The following is a 22,136-nucleotide window of genomic DNA, read 5'->3' as shown; positions in this document are numbered from 1 at the left end:
GAGAAGATTCAAGAGGATGTATATCAATTTATAAAGATTGAAACCTGCGTAAATCGCAGAAAAAGCTATGGCGGAACTTCGCTGGAGAGTGTAAGAAAGCAAATTGATAATATAAAGGAATTTTTGAAAAACTTAGAATAATACATTGAAAATGAATTAGATTTAAGGTGGGTGTTCAAGGTGGATGTTGGACATTCACCTTTTTTTTGCTTTTTGTAGCCAGAATCTATTTAGATTTTCAAGAAAGACTATACAAAAGTATAGTTGACAAAATATTAATAGTGGTATATAGTTATAGTAAGAAAATCCAAATATTTGATAGTATAAAGGAGGCGTTTTGCCATGTTGTTTAGTACTTTCATTAATAGTTCTTAGGTATTAATAATGCCCTCCAGTTTATTTGTACAAATGTATGTTAAATAGCCGTTTACAAAAAGGTGGGAAGAGAAGAGGCGAGTCAAAACAATCTCAAACTATCCATGGAATACAATGTCCGATTTCATATATATAAAGTAAAACTATCAATAATTTATTTAGGGAAGTGATAGAAATGATGATAATGCCTTTATGTTATCAACAGTACATGCTACATTACTCTAAAATTACTAAACATGATAAAAGACAAGAAATTTCTAATACATTTGTGATAAGAAATAATGATAAAACAAATAATTCTTCAGATATCTGGAATGAATTGTCAAGCAAATATAACATCAGAAATGCTTCTTTAGTGATATTAAAAATATTTCTTATCAGCTGTATAAAGCAGGACAGATTTCTCTATTGAATCACGGAATTTTAACTTTTGATCCAAGTGAGTCACCTCAAAGAATAAAACCAAATATTTTCCTGACACAACCCGATAGGGATGGTAGAATGGATTGGATTGCTGAATATGAGGCAAGAGTAAATAGAGATTTAAAAATAGGAAATACAACTGGTTATTTAAATAATATGTGCATACTAAATATTTTAAAACAGCTTTTATGAAGACTATCTTTTATTAACTAAAAGAATTTTTGGGATATATATAGAGAGATATCATCTTTTGAAATTAAAGAGTTTTCTAAATCTTGAGAAAGTAGAGATAGAAAGCACTTTTTTGAAATTACAGAAGGTGCAAAGTTCATGTGATTTAAAGAAGATGGCGAAAAGCTTAAGTGATGGTATTGAGTTTAAGGATTTTTTGGATGAAGAAAGCAGATAGCAATAGACTCTAAAGAGAAAACTCTGTGTTTACCTAAGTATTTTTAGTAAGCTTTGCTTTGTAGAAAGATTCAGGGATGAATTAAGACAGGTCGATGAATTTTTCGCACAAGCCCAGGAGGCTCTCTGGCAAGTAAAGAGCCGAGGCCTTTATATGGGAATAGAGGTCTAAGAAAGAAAGTTGTTTAGGTTTGTTGTTAAATATTTGCATTTCCTTTTTATAGTAGCATATTTGTTTTAAATGAACAAGAACTATTTAATCAAAATCTCATTAAAGGATTAAAAGCAATATGGGCTGGATATAAAGCTGATACTGAAGATAGAGAAAAATATAATGATTCAGTATTACACAATGGCAATGGCGATGCATTTAGACATGCATATTGGAATGCATTAATGGTTAAGTATATTGATTATAGCTGGGCTTATGATTGGGCAACAGCTCATGAAGAAGGCGCTACTGGACAGCCTGCTATAGAAAAAGAAATGGATTTATATAATAATATGATGGGTCGAACGTTAGTGCTCGGTAATGAATCAAAATCTGATGAAGAAATTGCCGATATAATACAAAATGCAGTTAGAAACGGAAAGATGAAAAGAATTGTAGATAATAAATTAGTTCCAACTAACTCTGAAGGAGAGAAGTAATCATGAAAAAAGTTGCATTAATAAATCTAATAATTATGATTTTAATTCTTCTGTCGCTCATGTTTTTTTTGTTTGAATTTAATGGAAAATATAGTTTAGTTGCTCACAGTGAAGGATTAAAATATATTGATATAAACTGGTTTAGAATAAAAATTGTTGGTACGTCTGCTCAGGTTGTCATTAACTATCCTTTTTATGTAACTTGTGTAGCTATCCTAATAAATTTAGGTATTCTTATCTATTGTTTTGTAAAAAATAAAAATTGATTTTGTTAATTCTTTTATCAAATGTTTTGTATCAAGATAACTTAAAGTTTCTAAACTCATAAAAATGAGAAAGGTGGCAGTTCGGAATTTGCAACTGTCACCTTTTTTCATCATCTTTACTTTTAATACTTATGCAAATCCTTCAACTTCAACAGCTTTCTCGTAAGTAAATGGAAAAGTTGATCCGAATCCCTATACAAAAGTATAGTTAACAAAATATTAATGATAATACATAGTCATGGTTAGATATCTAAATATTTGTATAGTAGAAAGGAGACTTTTTGTCATGTTGTTTTATACTTTCATTAGATGAGATATTGCTGATATTATTCAAAACGCAGTAAGAAGTGAGCAGATGAAAAGAATTGTAGATAATAAATTAGTACCTACAAATTCTGAATGAGAGAAGTTAATTAAATAATGTTTAGAAGGTGAGCATTTTTATGAAAATCTCTCTTAGAAAATTTTTAAAATATTGCTTGATTTTAATTTTAATTGGAAGCTTAACTCTAACTGTATTGTCACTTTGGTTTTTAAATTACACCATAAAAGGAGTAATGTTGAAAAATGGCATAAAAGAAAATAATATAATTTTTAGTATTGAAAGAAATCAATGGAGGATATTTTTATTTGAACAACGTACAAATAATACAAGATATGTAGGGTTTCTTAGTATAGTAAAACAAGGTAACAGACGATATAACGCAACTAAGATCTTGTTGCCTGTAATTTCAGAGAAAACAATTGTTTGTGCTAATTATAGTGATATCAAAAAATGGCCTTCCGGAAATAGCCACAGTAGTAGGAGGAGTTGTCAAAATAAATAGAAATAAAGATACAAACGTAAATATTCTTATAACCTACCCTGATAACACTAAAAAAATTAAAAAAGTGGATAAACAAAAGAAAGTGGAAGATCATCTTTACTTTATTTGTGACACTGGATATCAAACAACGCTTTCCTCATATGGTGTTATAATTAATGAAGGAGATAAGCAACAATGAATAATAAAAAAGTTAGTAAACCTAAGATATTCATTTTTTAACAATCATTATTTGTCTTGTGTCTCTTTTTTATCCCCAACAAAGAAGTACTTTCAAGCCTGAAATCAGCTACAGCTCAAAGCAAAGAGATGTTTGAATACTTTCCCAAAAAAGAAAGAAGATTTAGTGATATTCTTCTTAAAACCTTTAAAAGAAATAAGGACGAAAATCTAATTATTGCTATCGATTCAAACAGATTTATTGGGCTTTCAAAAGAAGAAGATGCATATTTTGTCAAAGACATGAGAAGTGGTAAGAAGAATATAATACACAAATCGAAACAACCATATAAATGGAAAATTATTGAAACCCTTCCCTATACTCTACAAAAAACAGCGCAATCTTTACCTTCACCGACCCATACATTTCTGGTGGACTTCTTTCATGGTATGGTAACTATTTAAAGGATGGTATTTATATCTTTTCGCTAAAAGACTTAAAATATTACAAAATTCCATACCTGAAAGTCCAGAAAGAATATTCAAACAACATCATGCTGTACTCAGAATCATCTGTTACTCCCCTGTTCTTAAGAAGTTATGAAAAGGATAATTCATCAAATTCTTATAGCGAATATCTGATTTTGAAATAGACAATCATGGAAAAAGAAAGGTGGCATATTTGTTTGTTGTTGCCACCTTTCTTTATTCGCAATTTTATATTAGTCACATTTTTTAATCTTTTCTGTGTTATTATGCATTTGAAGAAGTGTCTTCTTTCTTCTCCTCTGCCTCTGGCTCTTCTGTAACCTCGCTTACATCAATTACTGCAACAACCTCATCCAAGTCCTCTGTTATCTTAATACCCTCTGGAAGCTTTATATCTCTTAACTTTATAGCTGTTGGTTTTTCATACTCCATAAGGTCAATTACTAAGTGTTCAGGAATATCCTTCGGAAGTCCTTCTATCTCTACTGTGTCTATCTGTCTTTGCAACACAAGTCCTCTCGACTTTAATATCTCTGCATTTTCAAATATTATTGGCACTTCAACATATATAGGTTTGTTCTCAGACAATATCTGAAAATCTACATGAATAATATTGCCCTTTACATAGTGAGTCTGTACTTCTTTTATAAGAGCAACCCTCTCTTTTCCGTCAATAGATATCTTTATCTTTCCAGCCAAGCCTTTTTGTTGATATAACTTTTCAAACTCCTTTTTAGAAACATAACCAGGAAGGCTCTTTATGTCATCACCATATGCAACAGCAGGGATATATCCTTCTTTTCTGAGCCTGTTCAAATTACTTTTGGTGAAGGTATCCCGTTTATTGTAGACAAGTACTGGTTCCATAAAGATGTACCTCCCCTCTTTTGATATACGTGTAATTTAACGTATTTTATTATAGCTAATTATCCTCGTGTTTGTCATCACTTTTATTTTCAGTTTGCTCTTCTTGTTTTTGAGGATTCAAATATATTCCAAATACGTAATTTGTATAAAAGTTTTGCATAAGACCCAAGATGCTTACCCAAATGAGAGGATAGAGTAGTAAAACAAGAAGGAATTTTGTCACAAACAGTAGCAAAAATGGTATTACCCATACTCCGACCATCAATAAAAACATACCTATTGTATGAGGAAGCTTTAATATTGTAAAGATAAATGCGTTTTTGTATATATGCCTTACCTTGAGATTATATGTCACCATCATCGGATAGATGTAAATATGCATCATGAGATAAACTAAAAAGGTAAATATTAAGAAGTATTTTATAATGCCAACGCTTGGGTACTTTATACTCTGATATGAGTAAAATCTTATACTAACAGAAAACACAAATATGACTAATATATCAACAATAAAGCTTATAAAGCCCTCTTTTATATTTTTTCTCAAATGCTCAAAAAAGTCACTTGTAACCCATGCATGCTCTTCCCTTGCAAAATTTCTAACAATATAGGTAAAACCAGCAGTTGTCGGTCCTATTCCAAAAACCATAAAACCACTTAGAAGTAGAAGACTCAAAGCTGTCATCAAAAAAGACTGCAATGTCTGGACATCCTTTGCGCCTTGGACACCTTTTGTAACTGACTCTATTATAGACAACAAATAATTTCCAATTATAAAATATAAGATTATTAATATTGGAAGCGATACAAGAAAATAGAGAATGTTTAACCAACAAAGCTTCCAGAACTTACGTGCAAGTACTTCAAAAAACACTATAAACTTTGACTTTGGTGGAAGATCTTCTGGCACTCCTGGCCCAGGCTTTGTATAATCAAAAAATCCAAAAAATCCAGCCACATAAATAGCCCCCTTATTCTGCTGTCTCAAGCTCAAAAAGAATGCTATCTACCATCTTTTCAACCTCTTCAATATCAAGTCCTTTTGCAAGTCCAAGCTCACTTACCAAAATCTGTTTTGCATTGTTGAACATCATCTTTTCGTTGGTTGATAAACCCTTAACCTTTTCTCTTGCTGCAAGCATCTTCAAAACTTCAACAACACAATAAATATTCCCACTCTTTAGCTTTTGCTGGTTTTCTCTGATTCGTTTGTTGTAATTGCCACAACTATTTATGTCAACCTTCAAATTGTTGTCTTTTAAAAGCTCAAACACCTTGTTTGCTTCTTCTTCAGAAATGACATTGCGAATACCAATCTCAGCAGCACTATTGACAGGCACTAAAACCTTCATACCGTTATATAAAATCTTCACAACATAGTATTTTTGAACGGTGTCAAATACCTTTTCCTCCACTATCTCAACTATCTCTCCTGCTCCATGCAAAGGGTGTATTATGGTATCTCCCACTTTGTACATTCTTTGCCACCCCATGACATTCCCCAATAACTTTACATAATAAAGTATATCTAATTAAAAAGTTTTTGTCAAAAATATCTTTTTTCTACCTTCCACCATATACATTTGAAACTACATCTGAAGAAGTAGACGGTGTATCGACTTGAATTTCAGATTCAGTTGTAGCTTGTTGCTGCTGAGCACCTTGAGTAGTTTGGCTGTCATTTTCAGGTGGCAAAGCTTGAGTGTCCTCACTACTATTTCTCCATTGCGCATCAAATGGACTTGAGCTTTGCGTGCTGTTTTCTATAGTTTCAGTCTGCTTCTCAACTAAATTTTCTTGTGGAGTACCTTGACTGTTTTTTTGATTCTGGCCACTTTCAGTAATATAAGAACTATTTGTATGACCATAACCTATATTACTCTTTTTTCTGGCCTTTACAATAACTTTTTTTGCATATTTATATTTCTCTGGCATTTTAAGGTCAATTTCTATATCATATCCAAACAAATCCTTAACAAGCTTCTTTATCCCTTCATAATCAGGTTTCCAGTAACTTACTCCCATGTAGTTAAAATAATCACCGGGAATACTTTCGAATACAATGTCTTCTTTTTTTACATTCTGAGCAAAATAGGCTAAAGATGTTATCTGCTGAAGAGATAAATTTGTATAAAAATGTCGTCTTATTTTCCAGTATATCTCTGGAAGAGTTATTATTTTGTTACTTGCTTTTAACTGTTCAAAAACCGAAAGAATAAGTTCTTTGTCTCTTTTAATACGATCAATATCACCACCTGGGGTTTTTCTCCAAAGAGCGTAGTAAAGCGTTTCAATACCATTTAATTTCTGATACCCAGGCTTTAAATCTATGTTAACCCATTTTGTCTTCACTTTTACAGGAACTTCAACATTTACATAGATCCCACCTAAGATATTTACAACTTTTCTTACTGCATCAAGGTCAAAGCCTACATAGTACTCAATTGGCATACCACCTAATAGCTTGCTAACAGTCTCCATTGTGTAAAAAAAACCTTCTTCCTTCTCTCCTCCTCCATAGCCAAATGCACTATTTATCTTGTCCCACTTACCAACCTTGTATATTTCAGTCAAGGTGTCTCGTGGGATAGAAATACCTTTTACCTTCTTGTCTTTAAAGTTTATGTTTAAAAATAAGATTGTATCCGTTCTGTGCAAATCATATGTACTGCGATTACTTGCCTTGTCAAGTCCAATAATTAACACATTGACACTATTTTCGTCAAATGGGTACTTAACTTGTGCTTTATTACTTTTTGCCGGCACTTTTTTAACAAAAACCTTTTCAATGTGTTTTGCATCAATTATAAATATCTTGTACAAATACCCTAATATGCCCCCAAGAACCACAACTGCACTTATTAAAATGATTAATAGTTTGTTTTTTAGTATTTTCCCCATACCCAAAACTTATCTCCCTTCCCCGCCATTTTAAATGTTTTAACCTACAATCCTTTTGTAAAAATCGAATAGTTTTTCCTCTTCTTTTGACCAATTGTACATCTCAATAAAAGCGCTATATCCATTTTGTCCTTTATTTATAATCTCTTGACGATTGTTATAAAAATACAAAATAGCACTTTTAATCTGCTCAATATCCGTAGGATCAACAATAATCCCACAGTTGCTACTTTCAATTATACCTTCCCACAGCTCAAAGTTCGAAGCAACTATAGGCACACCTGCCGCCATGTATTCAAAAAGTTTGAGTGGAAGTGATGTCAAATACCGTTTCAATGGCAAAAGAGTGACAAACCCAATATGTGCATTCTTCAAAATATCAGGAACACAGCTTTTGGGCACTCTTCCCCAAATTTTTATCTTTTCATTTTCAAATTTCTTTATTTCTTCAAAATAATTACTGCTTTCGGCAGGTCCTACAATATCTAACTTTATATTAAGATTTTGCAAATCTTTTACCGCTAAAATTAAATTTGTAATTCCCCTCTGATATGATACACTTCCAATATAAACAAGATTTATTGTGCCATCTAAGTTATACTCCTCCCTTTTTTCGTACATATCAATAGTTGGGAAGTTCTTTAATATAACCTTATTTTTGCAATTGAATTTATTAAAAATGTCCTCAGTGACAACAACCACACCATCAAATAATTTACTCACATTTTTTTCAAAGAGATTAAAAATAGAAGAAAAAAGGTTTCTTAAAAGTTTTGGTAAATACTCGCGGTCCTTAAACGCTAAGGAGTAGTCTTCATGAACATCGTATATAACTTTTTTCTTGAGTATCAACTTAAAATATAAAGCAAGAAGCAAAAGGTCTGGATCGTGAAAATGAATTATGTCTGGCTTTTCTTCTTTTACTATCCTTATAATCTTTGAATAATTTTTATACCTCTTTGCTCTCGATAGCTTTTTTAATCCGTAGATTTTTATACCGTCTACAACCTGTAAATCATCCTCTGCTACGGCACATAAAACTGTTTCATACCTTTTTTTTAAACTCTTTGCAATTTTATTAAACACTCTTTCATCGTCCCAAGGATGTGCAGATGACAAAACTAATACCTTTTTCAATTTTCTGGCTCTCCTTTGTCCTCCTGTGGACTTGTTATTATAAAAAGTGCAAGTGCAAACAAAAACCACATGATCCTCATCTCTATCATCTTTGACGAACTTATGCTTGAGATACCAAATGCAGCAAGTGAAGCTATTGTTGAAACTGCTGGCAATTTTAATTTATTGTTTGAACCTTTAACGTGTAGTAGTTTGTATATTACATAAAAAATCCAAATTACATAGAGTGCAAAAACAATTAAACCATAACATACAAGCACATCTAAAAACCAATTATGAAGTTCCACGTTTACAGTATACTGTCTTACCTTTTCCATCAAAACTCTGCTGTTTCCTGCTCCAACACCCAAGAAAAGATAGTCATACAAAAATGAAAGACCATACACAATCAAAAGTTCTCTTCTCACATTTGATGTAAGTGAGCTTGTTGAAAAATCAGAAAGCGAGGATAGTTGAGTTGCAATCATCCCTCCTATTTTGCTCAAAAAACCAAAGTCCAACTTAAAACCAATGAGAACTATTAAAAATAAGAAAATGACAAACGCATGCTTCAAATATTCCCTTCGTTCTGAGTTGTTAATTAACAAAAAGTATACTATTAAAGCTAAAACAAAACCTATATAATTTGCTCTGCTCGTGGTAAGTATTAAAAGAGGCACTGACAACAAAGTTACAGTTAAAGCTACTATTTTCTTAAGAGTTAGTAGCTTTTCACGTACAATAAAATTCAAAATAAACGGTAGATACAACACCAAATAAGTAGCAAAATCGTTTGGGTTTGCAAAAAAGGTTGATGGTGTTCTGTGTAAGTTATATAGAGGAATCTTGGATGTCCAAAGATGTCTATCTGTTATAATCTCCCAGTATCCAACAAGGATGTTTACTACATACGAGAACAAAATAATGTTTTCTAAAACATTCCATCTTATGTAGTTCGAGTAATACATAAAAATTAAAATAACTACGATATTTACCGTTAAAAATACCTGGTCGCGAAGAGCACTTTTAATATCCTGTGCCCATAAAAAGCTAAGGAGAGAATAGGCACTCCATCCGACTAAAAAATACGAAGAAAAATTCAAAAACCTTTTTACCTCAACCCTATTTAAGATTATATCTATGCAAATCAGTACAAATAAAAATCCTAAAAATATCCTATATAAAAAAAGATAACTCAAACGAGGATACGCAAGTGTACTGCCAAAAAAACTGGCCAAAAAAGTGAGGTATATAAATAATGGTAAATATTCCTGTTTCAATCTAAGATGAAAAGGCTTGTTCATCCTTTTGTCTCCACCTTCTAAATTTTCGTAAAATCAAAGCTATATAATAAACATAAATCAAGTTTACAACCATCATTCTCACGTTTGTTATCTCAGCCATGTCAAACATTTGGAATATCGTGATAGAAATCAGACCAACAAATACCATCCAATCAGAATCTTCGTTTGACCTCGCAATATTAAATGTAGAAACAAAGACAAGAAAATATACTAAAAAAATAAACATCCCATATCCTATTATACCATATTCAATAAGAGCATTTAAAAATAAATTATGGGCTGAGTGAAGCAAGACAATCCCAGGTGGTTTCAAACTTCTAAACAGACTTTCAAATTGCCCTGCTCCTATTCCTTCAAATAGATTTTTGTGCTTAAAGTAATTTAGAACAAACTCTATTGCAAAGATTCTCTGTCCCACCGCATTTTTTGTATTGTATATATCAGAAACTCTCGGAATTCTATAAATAATCTTAGGTAAGAACAAACACAAAATCAAACTCAAACCCATAAAAAACTTTCCTATATTTTTGCGAACAAGTTTTATGTTTATAAGGACCGCCTCAAAGAGATAGACCAAAAAGCCCGTCCTTGATCCAGAGAGCAAAATCTCTAAAAATATAACGAGGGTCGCTCCTATCTTCAGCCTATCGCTCTTTAAAAAGCTCAATATAAAGGGATAAACCATTACTAAAAAGAACGCAAAGATGTTAGGATTGAAAAAAATCGAAATTGTCCTTTCTTTATAAGTTCTGAACAACAAATAATATAAGTATTCAAATACACACACTATTGAAGCTATAACAAATGTGCAAAGCCAAACTTTTTTAGTTCGATACAAAAGGTTGTCGTCAGCTAGAATAAACAAGATATAAAACAGAGCTGGAATGACAAAAGCGTTTAATATACCTAAAATAGCTTTGTTTTTATCTATGACATTTTTAAAAAATAAAGTTGAAAGTAGAAGCATTACAATGTAAAAAAACAAAGGTATGAGGTCAATAAATTCAAATTTTAACTTTGGTTTATAATAGTAGAGTATTAAAGCAATGATAAACAGCAGAAAAAGATAAAAAGGTATATAAAAAAACCTTACAATCTGAAATAAAACTATCCCTATTATACTCAAAATAATTTCAGTTTTACTGGTTTTCAAGAAGCTGATCACTTGGTACATCTCTAAGCTCCCTTGCAGGATTTCCAACAACTATCTTGCGTGGCCTTACATCTTTTGTCACAACACTACCAGCACCCACAAATCCTTCTTCGCCAATCACTTTGCCAGGCAAAATTGTTGCATTTGCGCCAATTCTCCCGCCACGCTTTATTGTTACACCTTTGAAATACTTTACTCTGTCCTTGCCTCTTCCTGCAAAGTTGTCATTTGATGTGACAACACAAGGCGCAATAAAAGCCCAATCCTCAATCTCCGAAATTGCTGTGATATATGCGTTTGTCTCTATTTTGCAATAGCATCCTATGTTAGTTTTATTCTCAATACTAACTCCTCTTCCAATAATCGTATACTCACCTATCTTTACATTTTCTCTTATTGTCACAAGGTCTGCAATATAGACATTTTGGCAAATGTGAGCACCTCTGTAGACAATAGAGTTTGCACCAATCTTTACACCATCTTCTATAAACGCCGGTGGAAATGTTACATCCTCAGTTGTCTTGCTTGTCAAAGCCTTTTGAGGAAACTTTCCTATAATCGTGCCATCCGATATTTCTACGTTGTTTCCTATTATACTTCCAGTTTTTATAACAACATTGTGGCCAATCTTACAGTTGTCTCCAATGACAACATCATCTTCTATTACAACAAAATACCCAAACTCAACATTACTGCCTATCTTAGCACTATCACTTATATACCTCATTTCCCAAGTCTCTGCCTTTCATATTCTTTTTTTACATCAAGCGTCGAGAAACTGCCAAGTGGAAATTTCACAGGCCTTTTTTCAATAGCAGATTTATATGTTCCTAAGATTATCTCAAGCGACCTTTTTCCCTGTTCACCTGTCACAAGCGGGTCATGTCCAGATTTTATAGCTTCAATTACATCTTTAAATAAAGGTGTGTGTCCAAATCCATATACATTATCAGGATTTTCAGCAAACTTCTCTATTACCTCTTTCTCATCTTCCTCTGGAACACGCCATACAACAATCTTGTTAACAGACGTGCCCCCAAGCACAGCTGTACCTGTCTCACCAAAAATACTAAGCGTCTCTTCTAAATTAGACGGCCATACACATGTTGTACCCTCTATAATACCACGCGCACCATTTTTAAATCTCAACAAAGCAAAACCTGTGTCTTCTGCTTCAATTGGCCGCAAAAATGTTTCGATATCTCCATAAATTTCGTCAACGTCAGAATCTATAATCCATTGTAAAAGATCTATGTTATGTGTACACTGGTTCATAAGCGCCCCGCCATCTTGTTCCCATGTACCACGCCAAGCATCTTGTTTATAATACTCATTGTTTCTGTTCCATCTTATGTTCGCAACACCGTAAAGGATTTTCCCAAACTTGCCACTTTCAATTGTCTTTTTTAACTTCTGCACACTTTTGTTGAATCTATTTTGTAAGCATACCGCCAAAACCTTTTTCTTTTCCCTTGCCTTTTGAATCATTTTGTCTGCATCATCAATAGAAAGTGCCATGGGCTTTTCAACAACCACGTGCTTACCAAAATCAAGCGCTACAAGCGTTTGCTGGGCATGACAGCCACTGAATGTAGCAATATCAACTATATCAGTGTCTTGCTCTTTCAACATCTTAATATAATCGGTATATATTGGAATTTCTTTTTTTATTTCAATCCCTTTGCTTTGTAAAAGCTCATAATATTTTTGTCTGGTCCTTTGGGCTCTTTCTTCAATCAAATCGCAAAATCCAACAACTTCTAAGCTGTCAAAGTTGTTTGCATAAGCTTCTGCATGCTTGAACGATATTCGCCCACATCCAACTAAGCAAATTCTAAGTTTGTCCATGTTTCATCCTCCAAAAACTTATAGTTTGTATACCTTTTCTGATTTAATTCCCTTTGTAGCATTTCTCGTATCGAATATAAGCTTCGCATTGTCCACTATAAACTGATAGTCATACTTAGAATGATCAGTTGTAATTACAACAATGTCATATTGACCAAGAGTCTCAGCTGTAAAATCCACTGATGTATATTGCTTTCCTTTATAAGTAAAATTTGGAACATATGGATCATTATATTCTACAATCGCATTTTCCTTTTCAAAGTTTTCAATTACCTTTAAAGCAGGTGACTCTCTTATATCATCAATGTCTTTTTTATATGCAACACCTAACACCAGTATTTTTGAACCATTCAGTGGTTTTTTGAATTTGTTCAGTATTTTCATAACCCTTTCAACAACATATTCTGGCATGTAGTTATTTATCTCGCCAGCAATTTCAATAAGCCTTGTATGATAGTCATACTCACGTGCCTTCCAAGTAAGATAAAACGGGTCAATTGGTATACAATGACCGCCAAGGCCAGGTCCGGGATAAAACGCCATAAAACCATACGGCTTTGTCTTTGCTGCTTCAATTACTTCCCAAATGTCAATGTTCATTCTTTCACATAAAATAGCCATTTCATTTACAAGTGCAATATTTATGTTTCTGAATGTATTTTCTAAAATCTTTTCCATCTCTGCAACCTTTGGTGAACTTACCCTAAAAACTTCGCCTTCTAAGACATTTTCATATAGCCGTGCAGCAATTTCTGTACATGTTGGGGTAATTCCACCTACAACCTTAGGTGTATTTTTGGTATTATACACTTTATTTCCAGGGTCAACACGCTCAGGCGAAAAGGCCAAGAAAAAGTCCTGACCACACACAAGTCCACTTTCTTCTAAGATTGGCTTTACAACCTCTTCTGTTGTCCCAGGATATGTTGTACTCTCTAAAACTACAAGCATACCTTTGTGAAGGTATTTTGCAATCTCTTTTGTTGAGTTTACAACATACGAGATGTCTGGTTGTTTATATTTGTCAAGCGGAGTTGGAACACAAATAGCCACTGCATCAACCTCTGCAATCTTGCTATAATCAGTGGTTGCAAAAATTCTTCCTTCTTTGACAAGCTGTTCAAGCTCTTTGTCAACGACATCTCCGATGTAATTTTGTCCTTTATTTACCATGTCAACTCTCTTTTGCTGTATATCAAATCCAATTACCTTATACCCTGCCTTTGCTTTTTCAACAGCCAAAGGCAACCCCACATATCCAAGCCCAACAACACCAATCACCACTGTCTTTTCCTCAATCTTTTTTAAAAGCTGTTTTGCAATTTCATTCATTATATACTCCCTCCAAATTCATTTATTGAGGAGATGATAAATTCAATCTCCTCCTCTGTAAGTTCTGGAAACATTGGAATGGCAAATGACTTTCTACAGACCTCTTCTGCCACTTTAAAGTCTCCTTCGTTATACCCTAAAAACTGCAGAGCCTTTGTCAAATGTAGCGGTACAGGATAATATACGCCTGTTGCAATCCCTTTTTGTGATAAATACTTAATAAGCTCATCACGTCTTTCATGCTGCAAGACATATAAATGGTAAATATGTCCTCTTTCATAGGTATTTGTCTTTGCAGGCGTGATCAACCCATCAAGTTTTAAGCCTTGATTGTACCTTTGTGCAATCTTAGATCTTCTTTTATTCCAATCATCTATGTATTTTAATTTTACAAGCAAAATAGCAGCCTGAATTTCATCAAGCCTACTGTTGAACCCAATAAGTTCATTATAGTATTTCTTCTTTGACCCGTGTTGGCGAAGCATCCTTGCTTTTTCTGCAACCTCATCATCATTGGTTACAATTAAACCACCATCTCCAAAACCACCCAAGTTCTTTGTTGGGAAGAATGAAAAACATCCAACATCACCAATTGTCCCTGCTTTTTTGTCATTGTATTCTGCTCCAAAAGCCTGGCACGCATCTTCTATGACACATAAGTTGTATTTTTTTGCTATTTCTAATATCTTGTCCATATCACATACCTGGCCGAAGATATGAACAGGAATGATTGCTTTGGTTTTTGGTGTAATTTTTTTTTCAATCTCATCAGGGTTTATATTATAAGAAAAGGGATCAATATCAACAAAAACTGGTTTTGCTCCAACTCTCACAATAGCTTCTGCTGTTGCAAAAAAAGTAAATGGTGTTGTAATTACCTCATCACCATTTCCTACGCCCATACTCTCAAGTGCTATTACTAAAGCATCTGTTCCATTGCCAACGCCTATGCAGTGCTTAACATTTAAATATTCACTGCACCTTTTTTCAAATTCTGAAACCTTTGGTCCCAGTATGTACTGGCCACTTTGCAAAACCTCGGTTATAGCCTCATTTATCTCATTTGACAACATTGTATACTGTCGTTTTAGGTCAATTAGAGATATCATTTTTTTCATCTCCATTCGTAAAATATTATTTTTGTTATTACAGTTTAGAAAGTATATATCTTCTTTCTCTAAAAATGACATACAAAACTGCTATTATAACTCCTGCAAAGGTTCCAGCAACAACTCTTACCGCCTTTTCAAATTTGCTACCTGCTGACTCATATATCTTGAGTTTGCCATATTCATCTATGGCACTTTTTAAATCAATCACTTTATTATAATTCTCATTAAACCATTTTATTAGGTTTATAGCAGAAGAAATTTGGCTATACTGTTCCTGTTCAGCTGTTGTTAATTTTAGCTTGTCATACTTTTGTTTTTCCTTTAAAAGTTCATTTAAAAGCTTTTGAGCAGCATCAGACCTACTTTTTAAGTCTGCTAAAACTTTCTTGTTTAGGCTATCCATGTACCTATTTAGCATATTCTCTGCTTCAGCAGAAGAATCGGCAACCGCTTTAACAACAATATAATTTACCCCACTTTTTGATGCCTTTGGCTCAACAAACACACCAAATCTCTCATCATCTCCATATTTGCTGGTTACATAATCTATAAAAGGTGGGTTTAATGCTACCATTTCTAAATATTCTTTATTCAAATCAATAGACGTAATATTGGAATACAGACCTTGTACAATGTTTGAAATAGACGGAGAAGACATATTAAAACTCAGCGGATTTAGAAGGTTATTATCAAGCCTGAGATTTATCTCGGCAGTCCAAAGAGTTTTGGTGAAAAACTGCACAACTACAAGCGACAATATCATGAAAATAAGTACAATTGCCACAATCTCTTTTATTCTCTTTTTAAAAATCTCAGTCATTCATCTTTTTCTCCTTTCTACCTTTCTGTTAAGACTTTTACATTTCCATCTGGTGAGATTATAACTGCAATATTACCATTGTCCATTGTTGTTAAAACCTTTATGCGATAATTTTTCAATCTCTTCAACGTGGAGTCATGAGGATGACCATATGGATTATCTTTCCCAACACTTATTACCGCAAGCTTGGGATTTACTTGCTTAAGAAAACTATTGCTTGTTGCAGCATAGCTTCCATGATGAGAAACTTTTAAAACATCAGCTCTAACATCTTCATTTGCTCTTAGCATATCATATTCTACATCTTTTGAAATATCACCTGTGAGCAGTACTCTTCTTTTTGCAAACTCTACCATTGTCACAGCACTTGAGTCGTTTAAATCTTCGTAATCTTTTAACGGAGATAAAAATGTAAGCAAAACACCGTTTATTGAGATTCTATCATATGGCCTTACAATATTTATCTTTAGACCTTTTTCTTTGAGTGCCTTTAGCATATCTTCAAATGTTTGAGTATTTGTGGTCTTATCTATGGTATAAAACTTTTTAACACCAAAGTTTGATATTACTTTGTCCATGTTTCCAATATGGTCTTCATGCGGGTGTGTGGCAATTATCATGTCAAAGGTCTTTATATTTAAGATATTAAAAATTTTTAAAATCCTCTCTTCAGCAGTGTTTGGTCCTGAGTCTACTAAAATAAATCTATTTTCTGGAGATTTTATTAATATGCTGTCGCCTTGCCCAACATCTAAAAAGAATAAGGTGCAAACATCCTTAGCCAAAAATTCTTTCAGATTGTTTTGCCAAAAACTCTCTTGTGTATTTATAAAAAAATAATAAGCCAAAAACAATAAAATAAAAATCAATAATAAAGCCAAAAGTGCCCTTCTTTTCATCGCATTCCCCCACTATTTCACTTGCTTTAGCACTTTTCCAACCTTTCTTTAAACACTCTGATAAAAGACTTCATAGTTTGTGTTGCATCTGCTACAATCCCATAGTTTGCAATTTTAAATATCTCTGCATCTTTGTTTTTATTTACTGCAATCAAGAGCTTTGGCTTTCCAATTCCACAGATGTGGTGAGCAGCACCTGATATACCAAATGCAAAATAAACATCAGGAGAGATAGTCTTGCCGCTCTGTCCAATCTGAAGCTCTTTGTCAGCCCATCCCAAATCAACAAGAGGTCGTGTAACACCAACTGCACCACCTAAAAGATCTGCAAGCTCAAAAGCATACTTTAGATTTTCTTTGTCTTTAATTCCTCTCCCGACACCAATAACTATTTTAGCACTTTCAAGTTTGTTATCAATAGTTTCAATCGCAATTTTTTCTATAAAACTAATCTGACCAGCTTTATTTTCAATTTCTATTTGCTTTCTGGAAATTTCAACATTTTTTGGGCTCTTATATAAGCATTCAATACCACTTTTGGACTTTATAGTAACGAATGTAATATAAGAATCCTTTATAGAGATTTTGGCATTTATATTTGATCCATATGCAGGCTTTAAAAAGATAAACTTTTCAGATGATTCGTCAAACTGTATGTCAAAGCAATCAACTGCAAAGCCTGCTGAAAACCTTGCTGCAACCCTTGCCAAAACTGACTTCATAAACTCATCTGAAAGTGCTACCACCATCTGAGGTTTGAACTCTTCTATACTTTTAGTAACTGCCTCAATGTATGGACCTTCATAAAAACTAAAGTTACTATTTGGATATATAAAAACCTTACAGTCATCAAAAAGTTTAAGCTGATTTAACAAAACCTCATCCAAAAATGTATTTGTATATATCCCTACTATTATTTTCTTCTGTTTACTAACCTTGCTCTCAATAAGAGATAAAAGTGAATTGACCTTTTGAAGATTATCCCCATCGAAAATAACAGGTACAAATATTGTATATTCCATTTACTTCTTATAACCCCCTTGACGTATTGAATTTTACAAACATTAGATATATTTCAATACTGCATCAACTATACACTCAATCTCTTTGAAGCTACCCTGTTCAAAAATCTCACAACTAAAGTTTTCTATCTTTTCTTCTTCAAATTCATCCACAGCTGTTTTTGAACCGTCAAGTCCTACTCTTTTAACATCTATATTTCTTAAACTATCTAAGCTTAGAATCTTAGGCTCATATGAAAGTGCTCTTATCATGAAACTCAGTTTTGGAAATCTTACAGAATTACTATCTTTTTTAACCGAGAGCAATACAGGAAGTTTTACCTCAAACCTTGCTAAGGTATTTTCAATTTTCTTTACAACTTCAAGTGTATTTTGATCCTTAGGTTTTATATCAACTACAGATGTCAGATGACAGATTCCCAAATACTCAGCAAGTTGGGGTGGAACAATAGATGTCTCACCGTCAAGCGAATGCTCACCACAAAGTATCAAATCAAACCTTCCTAAACTCTCAATAGCACAAGAGAGTGCATAAGATGTAGCTGACGCGTCAGAACCTGCAAGCCTTTTGTCGCTCAAAAGAATTGCTTCATCAACGCCAAGCTCAACAAGTTCTTTTATTCTATCCTTGCACTCAAAAGCACCCATGCTAAGTGTATACACTCGAGAATCAGGAAATGTATCTTTTATCCTCAAGGCAAACTCAAGTGCATTCAAATCGGCTGGGTTGTTCATCAAATGTTGAGGATTTCTCTTTACTGTTTTCGTGGCGGGACTATATTCTATTTTATCCGGGTCTATTATCTGCTTAACACAAACAAGAATCTTCATACCTTTTTCCACCTCTTTTTATAATTCTTTTACAATCTCAGATGCAATAATATTTCTTTGAATCTGATTAGCACCTTCAAATATCTGAGTCACCTTTGCATCTCTCATCATCTTCTCAACAGGATAATCCTTTACATACCCGTTCCCACCCATAATCTGCACAGCATCAATTGTGACCTTCATAGCTACATCTGATGCAAACACCTTACAGGCAGAAGACTCTTTTGTATAGTCTTTTGCACCACTGTCAATCATCTTACATGTAGAGTACAAAAGGGCCCTTGCAGCTTCAATATTTATGTACATATCAGTAAGCATGTGCTGAATTGCCTGGAATGACGAAAGAGGCTGACCAAATTGCACCCTCTCTTTTGCATACTTTAATGCATGTTCATATGCACCCTGTGCAATTCCAACCGCCATCGCAGCAACACCCGGTCTTGTTCTGTCAAATGTTTTCATTGCAATAATAAATCCCGTGCCTTCTCTTCCCAAGAGGTTCTCTTTTGGTACTTTGCAATTTTCAAACACAAGTTCTGTAGTAGAAGATGCCCTGATCCCCATCTTGTCTTCTTTCTTGCCAAAATAAAAGCCCTCATATCCTTTTTCTACAATAAACGCTGAAATACCTCGTGGTCCTTTTGATTTATCTGTTACTGCAAACACAACATAGATATCAGCTTCACCACCGTTTGTTATCCAGTGTTTGTTTCCGTTTAAGATATAAAAATCCCCATTTTTTTCGGCCACTGTCTTAATATTGCTGACATCACTTCCTGCATCAGCCTCTGTCAAAGCAAATGCAGCAATTGCCTCACCTCTGGCAATCTTTGTGAGATACTTTTCCTTCTGCTCCTGTGTTCCATAAAGCATTATTGGATATGCACCCAAAGCAGAAGCTGCATATGACACAGCTATCCCTGCACAGTTTCTTGAAAGTTCTTCAACAACAAGACACATCTCCATCACACCGCCACCAAAGCCACCGTACTCTTTTGGAATGTAAACACCTGTTAGCTCAGTGTATGCTAATAAATCTAATACATCTCTTGGAAATATTCCTTCTTTATCGTATTTGCCTGCTACCTTTGATATGACCTCATCAGAAATCTTCTTTGCCAACCTTTTTATAACCTTCTGCTCTTCACTTAAGAAGTAATCCACTTAAACTTTCGCCCCCTATTTTTAAATAGCTTTTTTTGATAGTTTATCAGATGAAAATCTTTATTGTCAAACTCAAACCATTTTCTATATTTAAAATTATACTCTTAAAATCTTTCTTGTTTGTAAAAAATTTTTCTGATATTATCTTTTTAAGACTTTACCTCAAAGGAAAAGGAGTGCTTTGACTTAAATTGAAGGCTGCTGGAATAATTGTCGAATACAACCCCTTTCATAATGGGCATTTGTACCATTTACAAAAAACAAAAGAAATAACAGGGGCAGATGTTGTTGTTGCCGTGATGAGTGGAAACTTCATACAAAGAGGAGAACCTGCAATTGTCAATAAATGGGCACGAACTAAAATGGCACTTTTAAATGGTGTGGATGTGGTTTTTGAACTTCCATTTGCGTATGCTTGTAACAGTGCTGAAGTTTTTGCCTACGGTGCAATCTCTATCTTAAACAGCTTAGGCGTAAACTGGGTAGTATTTGGCTCAGAAGCGGGAGATATAAGTCTTTTAAAAAAGATAGCAATGCATTTGGCTTTTGAAGAGGAGGAATTTAGAAAATATTTGAAAATATATTTAAAGGAAGGACATTCATTCCCAAAGGCACGTGAACTTGCATTAAAAAAAGTAAGCAGTGAGGATTTTGAATTTTTACCAAATAATATACTTGGTGTTGAGTATATTAAATGGATTTTGAGAACAGATTCGAAGATAGAACCGCTGACAATAAAAAGAGTTGGAAGCCTTTATAATGATCCAAACTTAGGAAGTGGCAGTTTTTGCTCAGCAACAGCAATCAGGCAAAATATAAATAACTTAGAGCTCATCAGGGATAAAATGCCTCCATTTTCCTATCAAGTTTTAATGGAAGAGATCGAAAGTGGAAGAGGACCTGTTAGCCTCAATGACTTTTTTGAGTTTTTTCTCTACAGAGCAATAGTTTATAAGGATTTTCTAAAAGAGCAGTTTGATGTAAAAGAAGGGCTTGAAAATAGGTTCTATAACCACATTTTTAGCTCAAGCAGTCTCGAAGACCTTCTTTCAAAAGTAAAGACAAAAAGATACACACTTACTCGACTTCAGAGAATATTCATTCACTGTCTTGTAGATAGCAAAGTAAATCAGAAAACGCTTCTTTCTACAAAGCCTTATATACGAGTTTTAGGATTCAACAGTAGAGGTAAAAGGTATTTAAATAGTATCAAGGAAAAAGTAAAGTACATTACAAAGCTTGACAGTTACATCATGAAAAATCCTGAGTGCAATAGCCTTCTTGAATTAGAGATAAGGGCCTCTCAAATTCACGCGTTAAAATACAAAGAGTTTCATAAATACCTCCAGTTAGAATTTAAGCAGCACCCAATATATATTCCTTCAAGAGAGTAGTTTTTTTATGTGATCAACTGCCTCTTTTGCTCTTTCTTTCCCTTTTTTGTATGCTTTATCTATGTCAACAAGTGTATAAGGATTAATATCGTCAAGATCAATCTTTATAAGATAGTCAATATAATTTTGTTTTAGCCTAAAAATTTCCTCACCCATGATGTCTATTGTTGTCATTATCATTTCAAAAATATTTTTTGGCTCTTTTTTGGTGCTCTTGCCAGAAACGTCAACACCAATTATAAATCCATGTCGGTTTTCTTTTAAGACCTTTGCTGGCACCTTGTCCACGACCGCACCGTCTACTAAAACTATATCATTTAATTTAACAGGTGGAAGAATCCCTGGAATTGATATACTTGCCCTAACTGCGTCATACAGACTTCCTTCTTTGAAAACAACCTCTTCCCCTCGCAATAGGTCTGTTGCCACAACATAAAATGGATATTTCAAATCGCTAAACTTTTTATCCCTCAAAAAAATCTTCAATATCTCCTCTATATTTTTGCCAGAGATAAGAGCGTTTTTTTTGATTTTAAAGTCTATCAATATATCATTTCTCATCTCTCTTGCAATTTTATAAATCAACGTCAAATCATATCCTAAACAATAAAAAGCACCTATTACAGCGCCGATACTACAACCTGAGAATGCTTCAAACTCAAACTCCCTTTCCAAAACCTCTATTACTCCAATATGAGCAAATCCTCTCATTGCTCCAGATCCAAGGGCAACTGATACTTTTTTCATCTTTACCTCCAAAAAATAATAGAATTTTTAA

Annotated in this window: 23 protein-coding genes and 2 pseudogenes; 7 read left to right on the top strand and 18 right to left on the bottom strand. The window is 33.6% G+C overall.

The window, feature by feature from the left end; translation table 11 throughout:
• Both H964_RS13335 and H964_RS13040 read left to right on the top strand, forming a co-directional pair.
• A pseudogene (locus H964_RS13335) lies at positions 1–141 on the top strand (argininosuccinate lyase); the annotation flags it as partial.
• 642 nt (positions 142–783) lie between these two features.
• A complete protein-coding gene (locus H964_RS13040; RefSeq protein WP_237738246.1) occupies positions 784–990 on the top strand; it encodes a hypothetical protein in 207 nt (68 codons plus the stop codon).
• Between the two features lie 66 nt (positions 991–1,056).
• Here the strand turns inward: H964_RS13040 and H964_RS13035 are convergent.
• Positions 1,057–1,411: pseudogene (locus H964_RS13035) on the bottom strand (ISNCY family transposase); the annotation flags it as partial.
• Here H964_RS13035 and H964_RS13545 point away from each other — a divergent pair.
• The 4 genes from H964_RS13545 to H964_RS13030 all read left to right on the top strand — a co-directional run bounded on the left by H964_RS13545 (position 1,408) and on the right by H964_RS13030 (position 3,571).
• A complete protein-coding gene (locus H964_RS13545) occupies positions 1,408–1,857 on the top strand; it encodes a DUF6973 domain-containing protein (RefSeq protein WP_442855729.1) in 450 nt (149 codons plus the stop codon). The pseudogene H964_RS13035 and the gene H964_RS13545 overlap by 4 nt on opposite strands.
• A 2-nt stretch (positions 1,858–1,859) precedes the next feature.
• On the top strand, positions 1,860–2,123 hold the full coding sequence (locus tag H964_RS08385; RefSeq protein ID WP_039766552.1) for a hypothetical protein: 264 nt from the start codon (positions 1,860–1,862) through the stop codon (positions 2,121–2,123).
• 744 nt (positions 2,124–2,867) lie between these two features.
• Positions 2,868–3,128, top strand: a complete 261-nt coding sequence (locus H964_RS08380; RefSeq protein ID WP_039766549.1) for a hypothetical protein — start codon at positions 2,868–2,870, stop codon at positions 3,126–3,128.
• A gap of 128 nt (positions 3,129–3,256) precedes the next feature.
• The gene (locus tag H964_RS13030; protein ID WP_237738245.1) at positions 3,257–3,571 is read left to right on the top strand and encodes a hypothetical protein; all 315 of its coding nucleotides are present in this window, start codon (positions 3,257–3,259) and stop codon (positions 3,569–3,571) included.
• 288 nt (positions 3,572–3,859) lie between these two features.
• On the opposite strand, the gene H964_RS08370 is transcribed toward H964_RS13030, so the two are convergent.
• The 16 genes from H964_RS08370 to H964_RS08295 form a co-directional block, all read right to left on the bottom strand.
• Complete coding sequence (locus tag H964_RS08370) at positions 3,860–4,462, bottom strand: 50S ribosomal protein L25/general stress protein Ctc (RefSeq protein ID WP_039766544.1); 603 nt, start codon at positions 4,460–4,462, stop codon at positions 3,860–3,862.
• Between the two features lie 55 nt (positions 4,463–4,517).
• Positions 4,518–5,420 carry a YesL family protein gene (locus H964_RS08365; protein ID WP_039766542.1) on the bottom strand — a complete coding sequence of 301 codons (903 nt, stop codon included), beginning with the start codon at positions 5,418–5,420 and terminating at the stop codon, positions 4,518–4,520.
• Positions 5,421–5,433: 13 nt separating this feature from the next.
• Positions 5,434–5,940 carry a CarD family transcriptional regulator gene (locus H964_RS08360; protein WP_039766538.1) on the bottom strand — a complete coding sequence of 169 codons (507 nt, stop codon included), beginning with the start codon at positions 5,938–5,940 and terminating at the stop codon, positions 5,434–5,436.
• Between the two features lie 85 nt (positions 5,941–6,025).
• Positions 6,026–7,363, bottom strand: coding sequence for an LCP family protein (locus tag H964_RS08355; RefSeq protein WP_039766535.1), 1,338 nt, complete (start codon positions 7,361–7,363; stop codon positions 6,026–6,028).
• 39 nt (positions 7,364–7,402) lie between these two features.
• The gene (locus H964_RS08350; protein WP_011917327.1) at positions 7,403–8,500 is read right to left on the bottom strand and encodes a glycosyltransferase family 4 protein; all 1,098 of its coding nucleotides are present in this window, start codon (positions 8,498–8,500) and stop codon (positions 7,403–7,405) included.
• A complete protein-coding gene (locus H964_RS08345) occupies positions 8,497–9,783 on the bottom strand; it encodes an O-antigen ligase family protein (protein ID WP_039766532.1) in 1,287 nt (428 codons plus the stop codon). The genes H964_RS08350 and H964_RS08345 overlap by 4 nt, the downstream gene beginning before the upstream one ends.
• Positions 9,761–10,957: an O-antigen ligase family protein gene (locus H964_RS08340; RefSeq protein ID WP_039766530.1), complete on the bottom strand. Its 1,197-nt coding sequence runs from the start codon at positions 10,955–10,957 to the stop codon at positions 9,761–9,763. Before H964_RS08340 ends, H964_RS08345 begins: the two co-directional genes overlap by 23 nt.
• On the bottom strand, positions 10,923–11,663 hold the full coding sequence (locus H964_RS08335) for an acyltransferase (protein WP_039766528.1): 741 nt from the start codon (positions 11,661–11,663) through the stop codon (positions 10,923–10,925). The genes H964_RS08340 and H964_RS08335 overlap by 35 nt, the downstream gene beginning before the upstream one ends.
• A complete protein-coding gene (locus tag H964_RS08330; RefSeq protein ID WP_039766526.1) occupies positions 11,660–12,784 on the bottom strand; it encodes a Gfo/Idh/MocA family protein in 1,125 nt (374 codons plus the stop codon). Before H964_RS08330 ends, H964_RS08335 begins: the two co-directional genes overlap by 4 nt.
• 18 nt (positions 12,785–12,802) lie before the next feature.
• Positions 12,803–14,116, bottom strand: a complete 1,314-nt coding sequence (locus H964_RS08325; RefSeq protein WP_039766524.1) for a nucleotide sugar dehydrogenase — start codon at positions 14,114–14,116, stop codon at positions 12,803–12,805.
• Positions 14,116–15,225, bottom strand: coding sequence for a DegT/DnrJ/EryC1/StrS family aminotransferase (locus tag H964_RS08320; protein ID WP_039766568.1), 1,110 nt, complete (start codon positions 15,223–15,225; stop codon positions 14,116–14,118). The genes H964_RS08325 and H964_RS08320 overlap by 1 nt, the downstream gene beginning before the upstream one ends.
• Positions 15,226–15,262: 37 nt before the next feature.
• Positions 15,263–16,048 carry an LPS biosynthesis protein gene (locus tag H964_RS08315; protein ID WP_039766521.1) on the bottom strand — a complete coding sequence of 262 codons (786 nt, stop codon included), beginning with the start codon at positions 16,046–16,048 and terminating at the stop codon, positions 15,263–15,265.
• A gap of 17 nt (positions 16,049–16,065) precedes the next feature.
• Positions 16,066–16,947 carry a ComEC/Rec2 family competence protein gene (locus H964_RS08310; protein WP_039766519.1) on the bottom strand — a complete coding sequence of 294 codons (882 nt, stop codon included), beginning with the start codon at positions 16,945–16,947 and terminating at the stop codon, positions 16,066–16,068.
• Positions 16,948–16,973: 26 nt separating this feature from the next.
• Positions 16,974–17,969, bottom strand: a complete 996-nt coding sequence (locus H964_RS08305; RefSeq protein WP_039766517.1) for an electron transfer flavoprotein subunit alpha/FixB family protein — start codon at positions 17,967–17,969, stop codon at positions 16,974–16,976.
• Positions 17,970–18,011: 42 nt separating this feature from the next.
• On the bottom strand, positions 18,012–18,800 hold the full coding sequence (locus H964_RS08300; protein ID WP_039766514.1) for an electron transfer flavoprotein subunit beta/FixA family protein: 789 nt from the start codon (positions 18,798–18,800) through the stop codon (positions 18,012–18,014).
• Between the two features lie 18 nt (positions 18,801–18,818).
• The gene (locus tag H964_RS08295; RefSeq protein WP_039766510.1) at positions 18,819–19,964 is read right to left on the bottom strand and encodes an acyl-CoA dehydrogenase family protein; all 1,146 of its coding nucleotides are present in this window, start codon (positions 19,962–19,964) and stop codon (positions 18,819–18,821) included.
• A gap of 191 nt (positions 19,965–20,155) precedes the next feature.
• On the opposite strand from H964_RS08295, the gene H964_RS08290 reads away from it, so the two are divergent.
• Positions 20,156–21,358, top strand: coding sequence for a nucleotidyltransferase (locus H964_RS08290; RefSeq protein WP_039766508.1), 1,203 nt, complete (start codon positions 20,156–20,158; stop codon positions 21,356–21,358).
• On the opposite strand, the gene H964_RS08285 is transcribed toward H964_RS08290, so the two are convergent.
• On the bottom strand, positions 21,347–22,105 hold the full coding sequence (locus H964_RS08285; RefSeq protein WP_039766505.1) for a patatin-like phospholipase family protein: 759 nt from the start codon (positions 22,103–22,105) through the stop codon (positions 21,347–21,349). The two genes, H964_RS08290 and H964_RS08285, sit on opposite strands and share 12 nt — an antisense overlap.
• Positions 22,106–22,136 lie beyond the last annotated feature (31 nt).

This window comes from Caldicellulosiruptor sp. F32 (assembly GCF_000404025.1).
Classification (GTDB): Bacteria; Bacillota; Thermoanaerobacteria; order Caldicellulosiruptorales; family Caldicellulosiruptoraceae; genus Caldicellulosiruptor; species Caldicellulosiruptor saccharolyticus.
The sequence above is the reverse complement of the archived record's forward strand: the minus strand, read 5'-3'. Positions and strand labels throughout refer to the sequence as shown.

What these genes read in the sequence shown, in the direction of transcription:
- H964_RS08370 (WP_039766544.1), bottom strand. Translation starts at nt 4,462, where the DNA reads ATGGAACCAGTACTTGTCTACAATAAACGGGATACCTTCACCAAAAGT.
- H964_RS08300 (WP_039766514.1), bottom strand. Translation starts at nt 18,800, where the DNA reads ATGAAGATTCTTGTTTGTGTTAAGCAGATAATAGACCCGGATAAAATA.
- H964_RS08305 (WP_039766517.1), bottom strand. Translation starts at nt 17,969, where the DNA reads ATGGAATATACAATATTTGTACCTGTTATTTTCGATGGGGATAATCTT.
- H964_RS08285 (WP_039766505.1), bottom strand. Translation starts at nt 22,105, where the DNA reads ATGAAAAAAGTATCAGTTGCCCTTGGATCTGGAGCAATGAGAGGATTT.
- H964_RS08335 (WP_039766528.1), bottom strand. Translation starts at nt 11,663, where the DNA reads ATGAGGTATATAAGTGATAGTGCTAAGATAGGCAGTAATGTTGAGTTT.
- H964_RS08385 (WP_039766552.1), top strand. Translation starts at nt 1,860, where the DNA reads ATGAAAAAAGTTGCATTAATAAATCTAATAATTATGATTTTAATTCTT.
- H964_RS08330 (WP_039766526.1), bottom strand. Translation starts at nt 12,784, where the DNA reads ATGGACAAACTTAGAATTTGCTTAGTTGGATGTGGGCGAATATCGTTC.
- H964_RS08340 (WP_039766530.1), bottom strand. Translation starts at nt 10,957, where the DNA reads ATGTACCAAGTGATCAGCTTCTTGAAAACCAGTAAAACTGAAATTATT.
- H964_RS08355 (WP_039766535.1), bottom strand. Translation starts at nt 7,363, where the DNA reads ATGGGGAAAATACTAAAAAACAAACTATTAATCATTTTAATAAGTGCA.
- H964_RS08315 (WP_039766521.1), bottom strand. Translation starts at nt 16,048, where the DNA reads ATGACTGAGATTTTTAAAAAGAGAATAAAAGAGATTGTGGCAATTGTA.
- H964_RS08320 (WP_039766568.1), bottom strand. Translation starts at nt 15,225, where the DNA reads ATGATATCTCTAATTGACCTAAAACGACAGTATACAATGTTGTCAAAT.
- H964_RS08310 (WP_039766519.1), bottom strand. Translation starts at nt 16,947, where the DNA reads ATGAAAAGAAGGGCACTTTTGGCTTTATTATTGATTTTTATTTTATTG.
- H964_RS08345 (WP_039766532.1), bottom strand. Translation starts at nt 9,783, where the DNA reads ATGAACAAGCCTTTTCATCTTAGATTGAAACAGGAATATTTACCATTA.
- H964_RS13030 (WP_237738245.1), top strand. Translation starts at nt 3,257, where the DNA reads ATGTTTGAATACTTTCCCAAAAAAGAAAGAAGATTTAGTGATATTCTT.
- H964_RS08360 (WP_039766538.1), bottom strand. Translation starts at nt 5,940, where the DNA reads ATGTACAAAGTGGGAGATACCATAATACACCCTTTGCATGGAGCAGGA.
- H964_RS08325 (WP_039766524.1), bottom strand. Translation starts at nt 14,116, where the DNA reads ATGAATGAAATTGCAAAACAGCTTTTAAAAAAGATTGAGGAAAAGACA.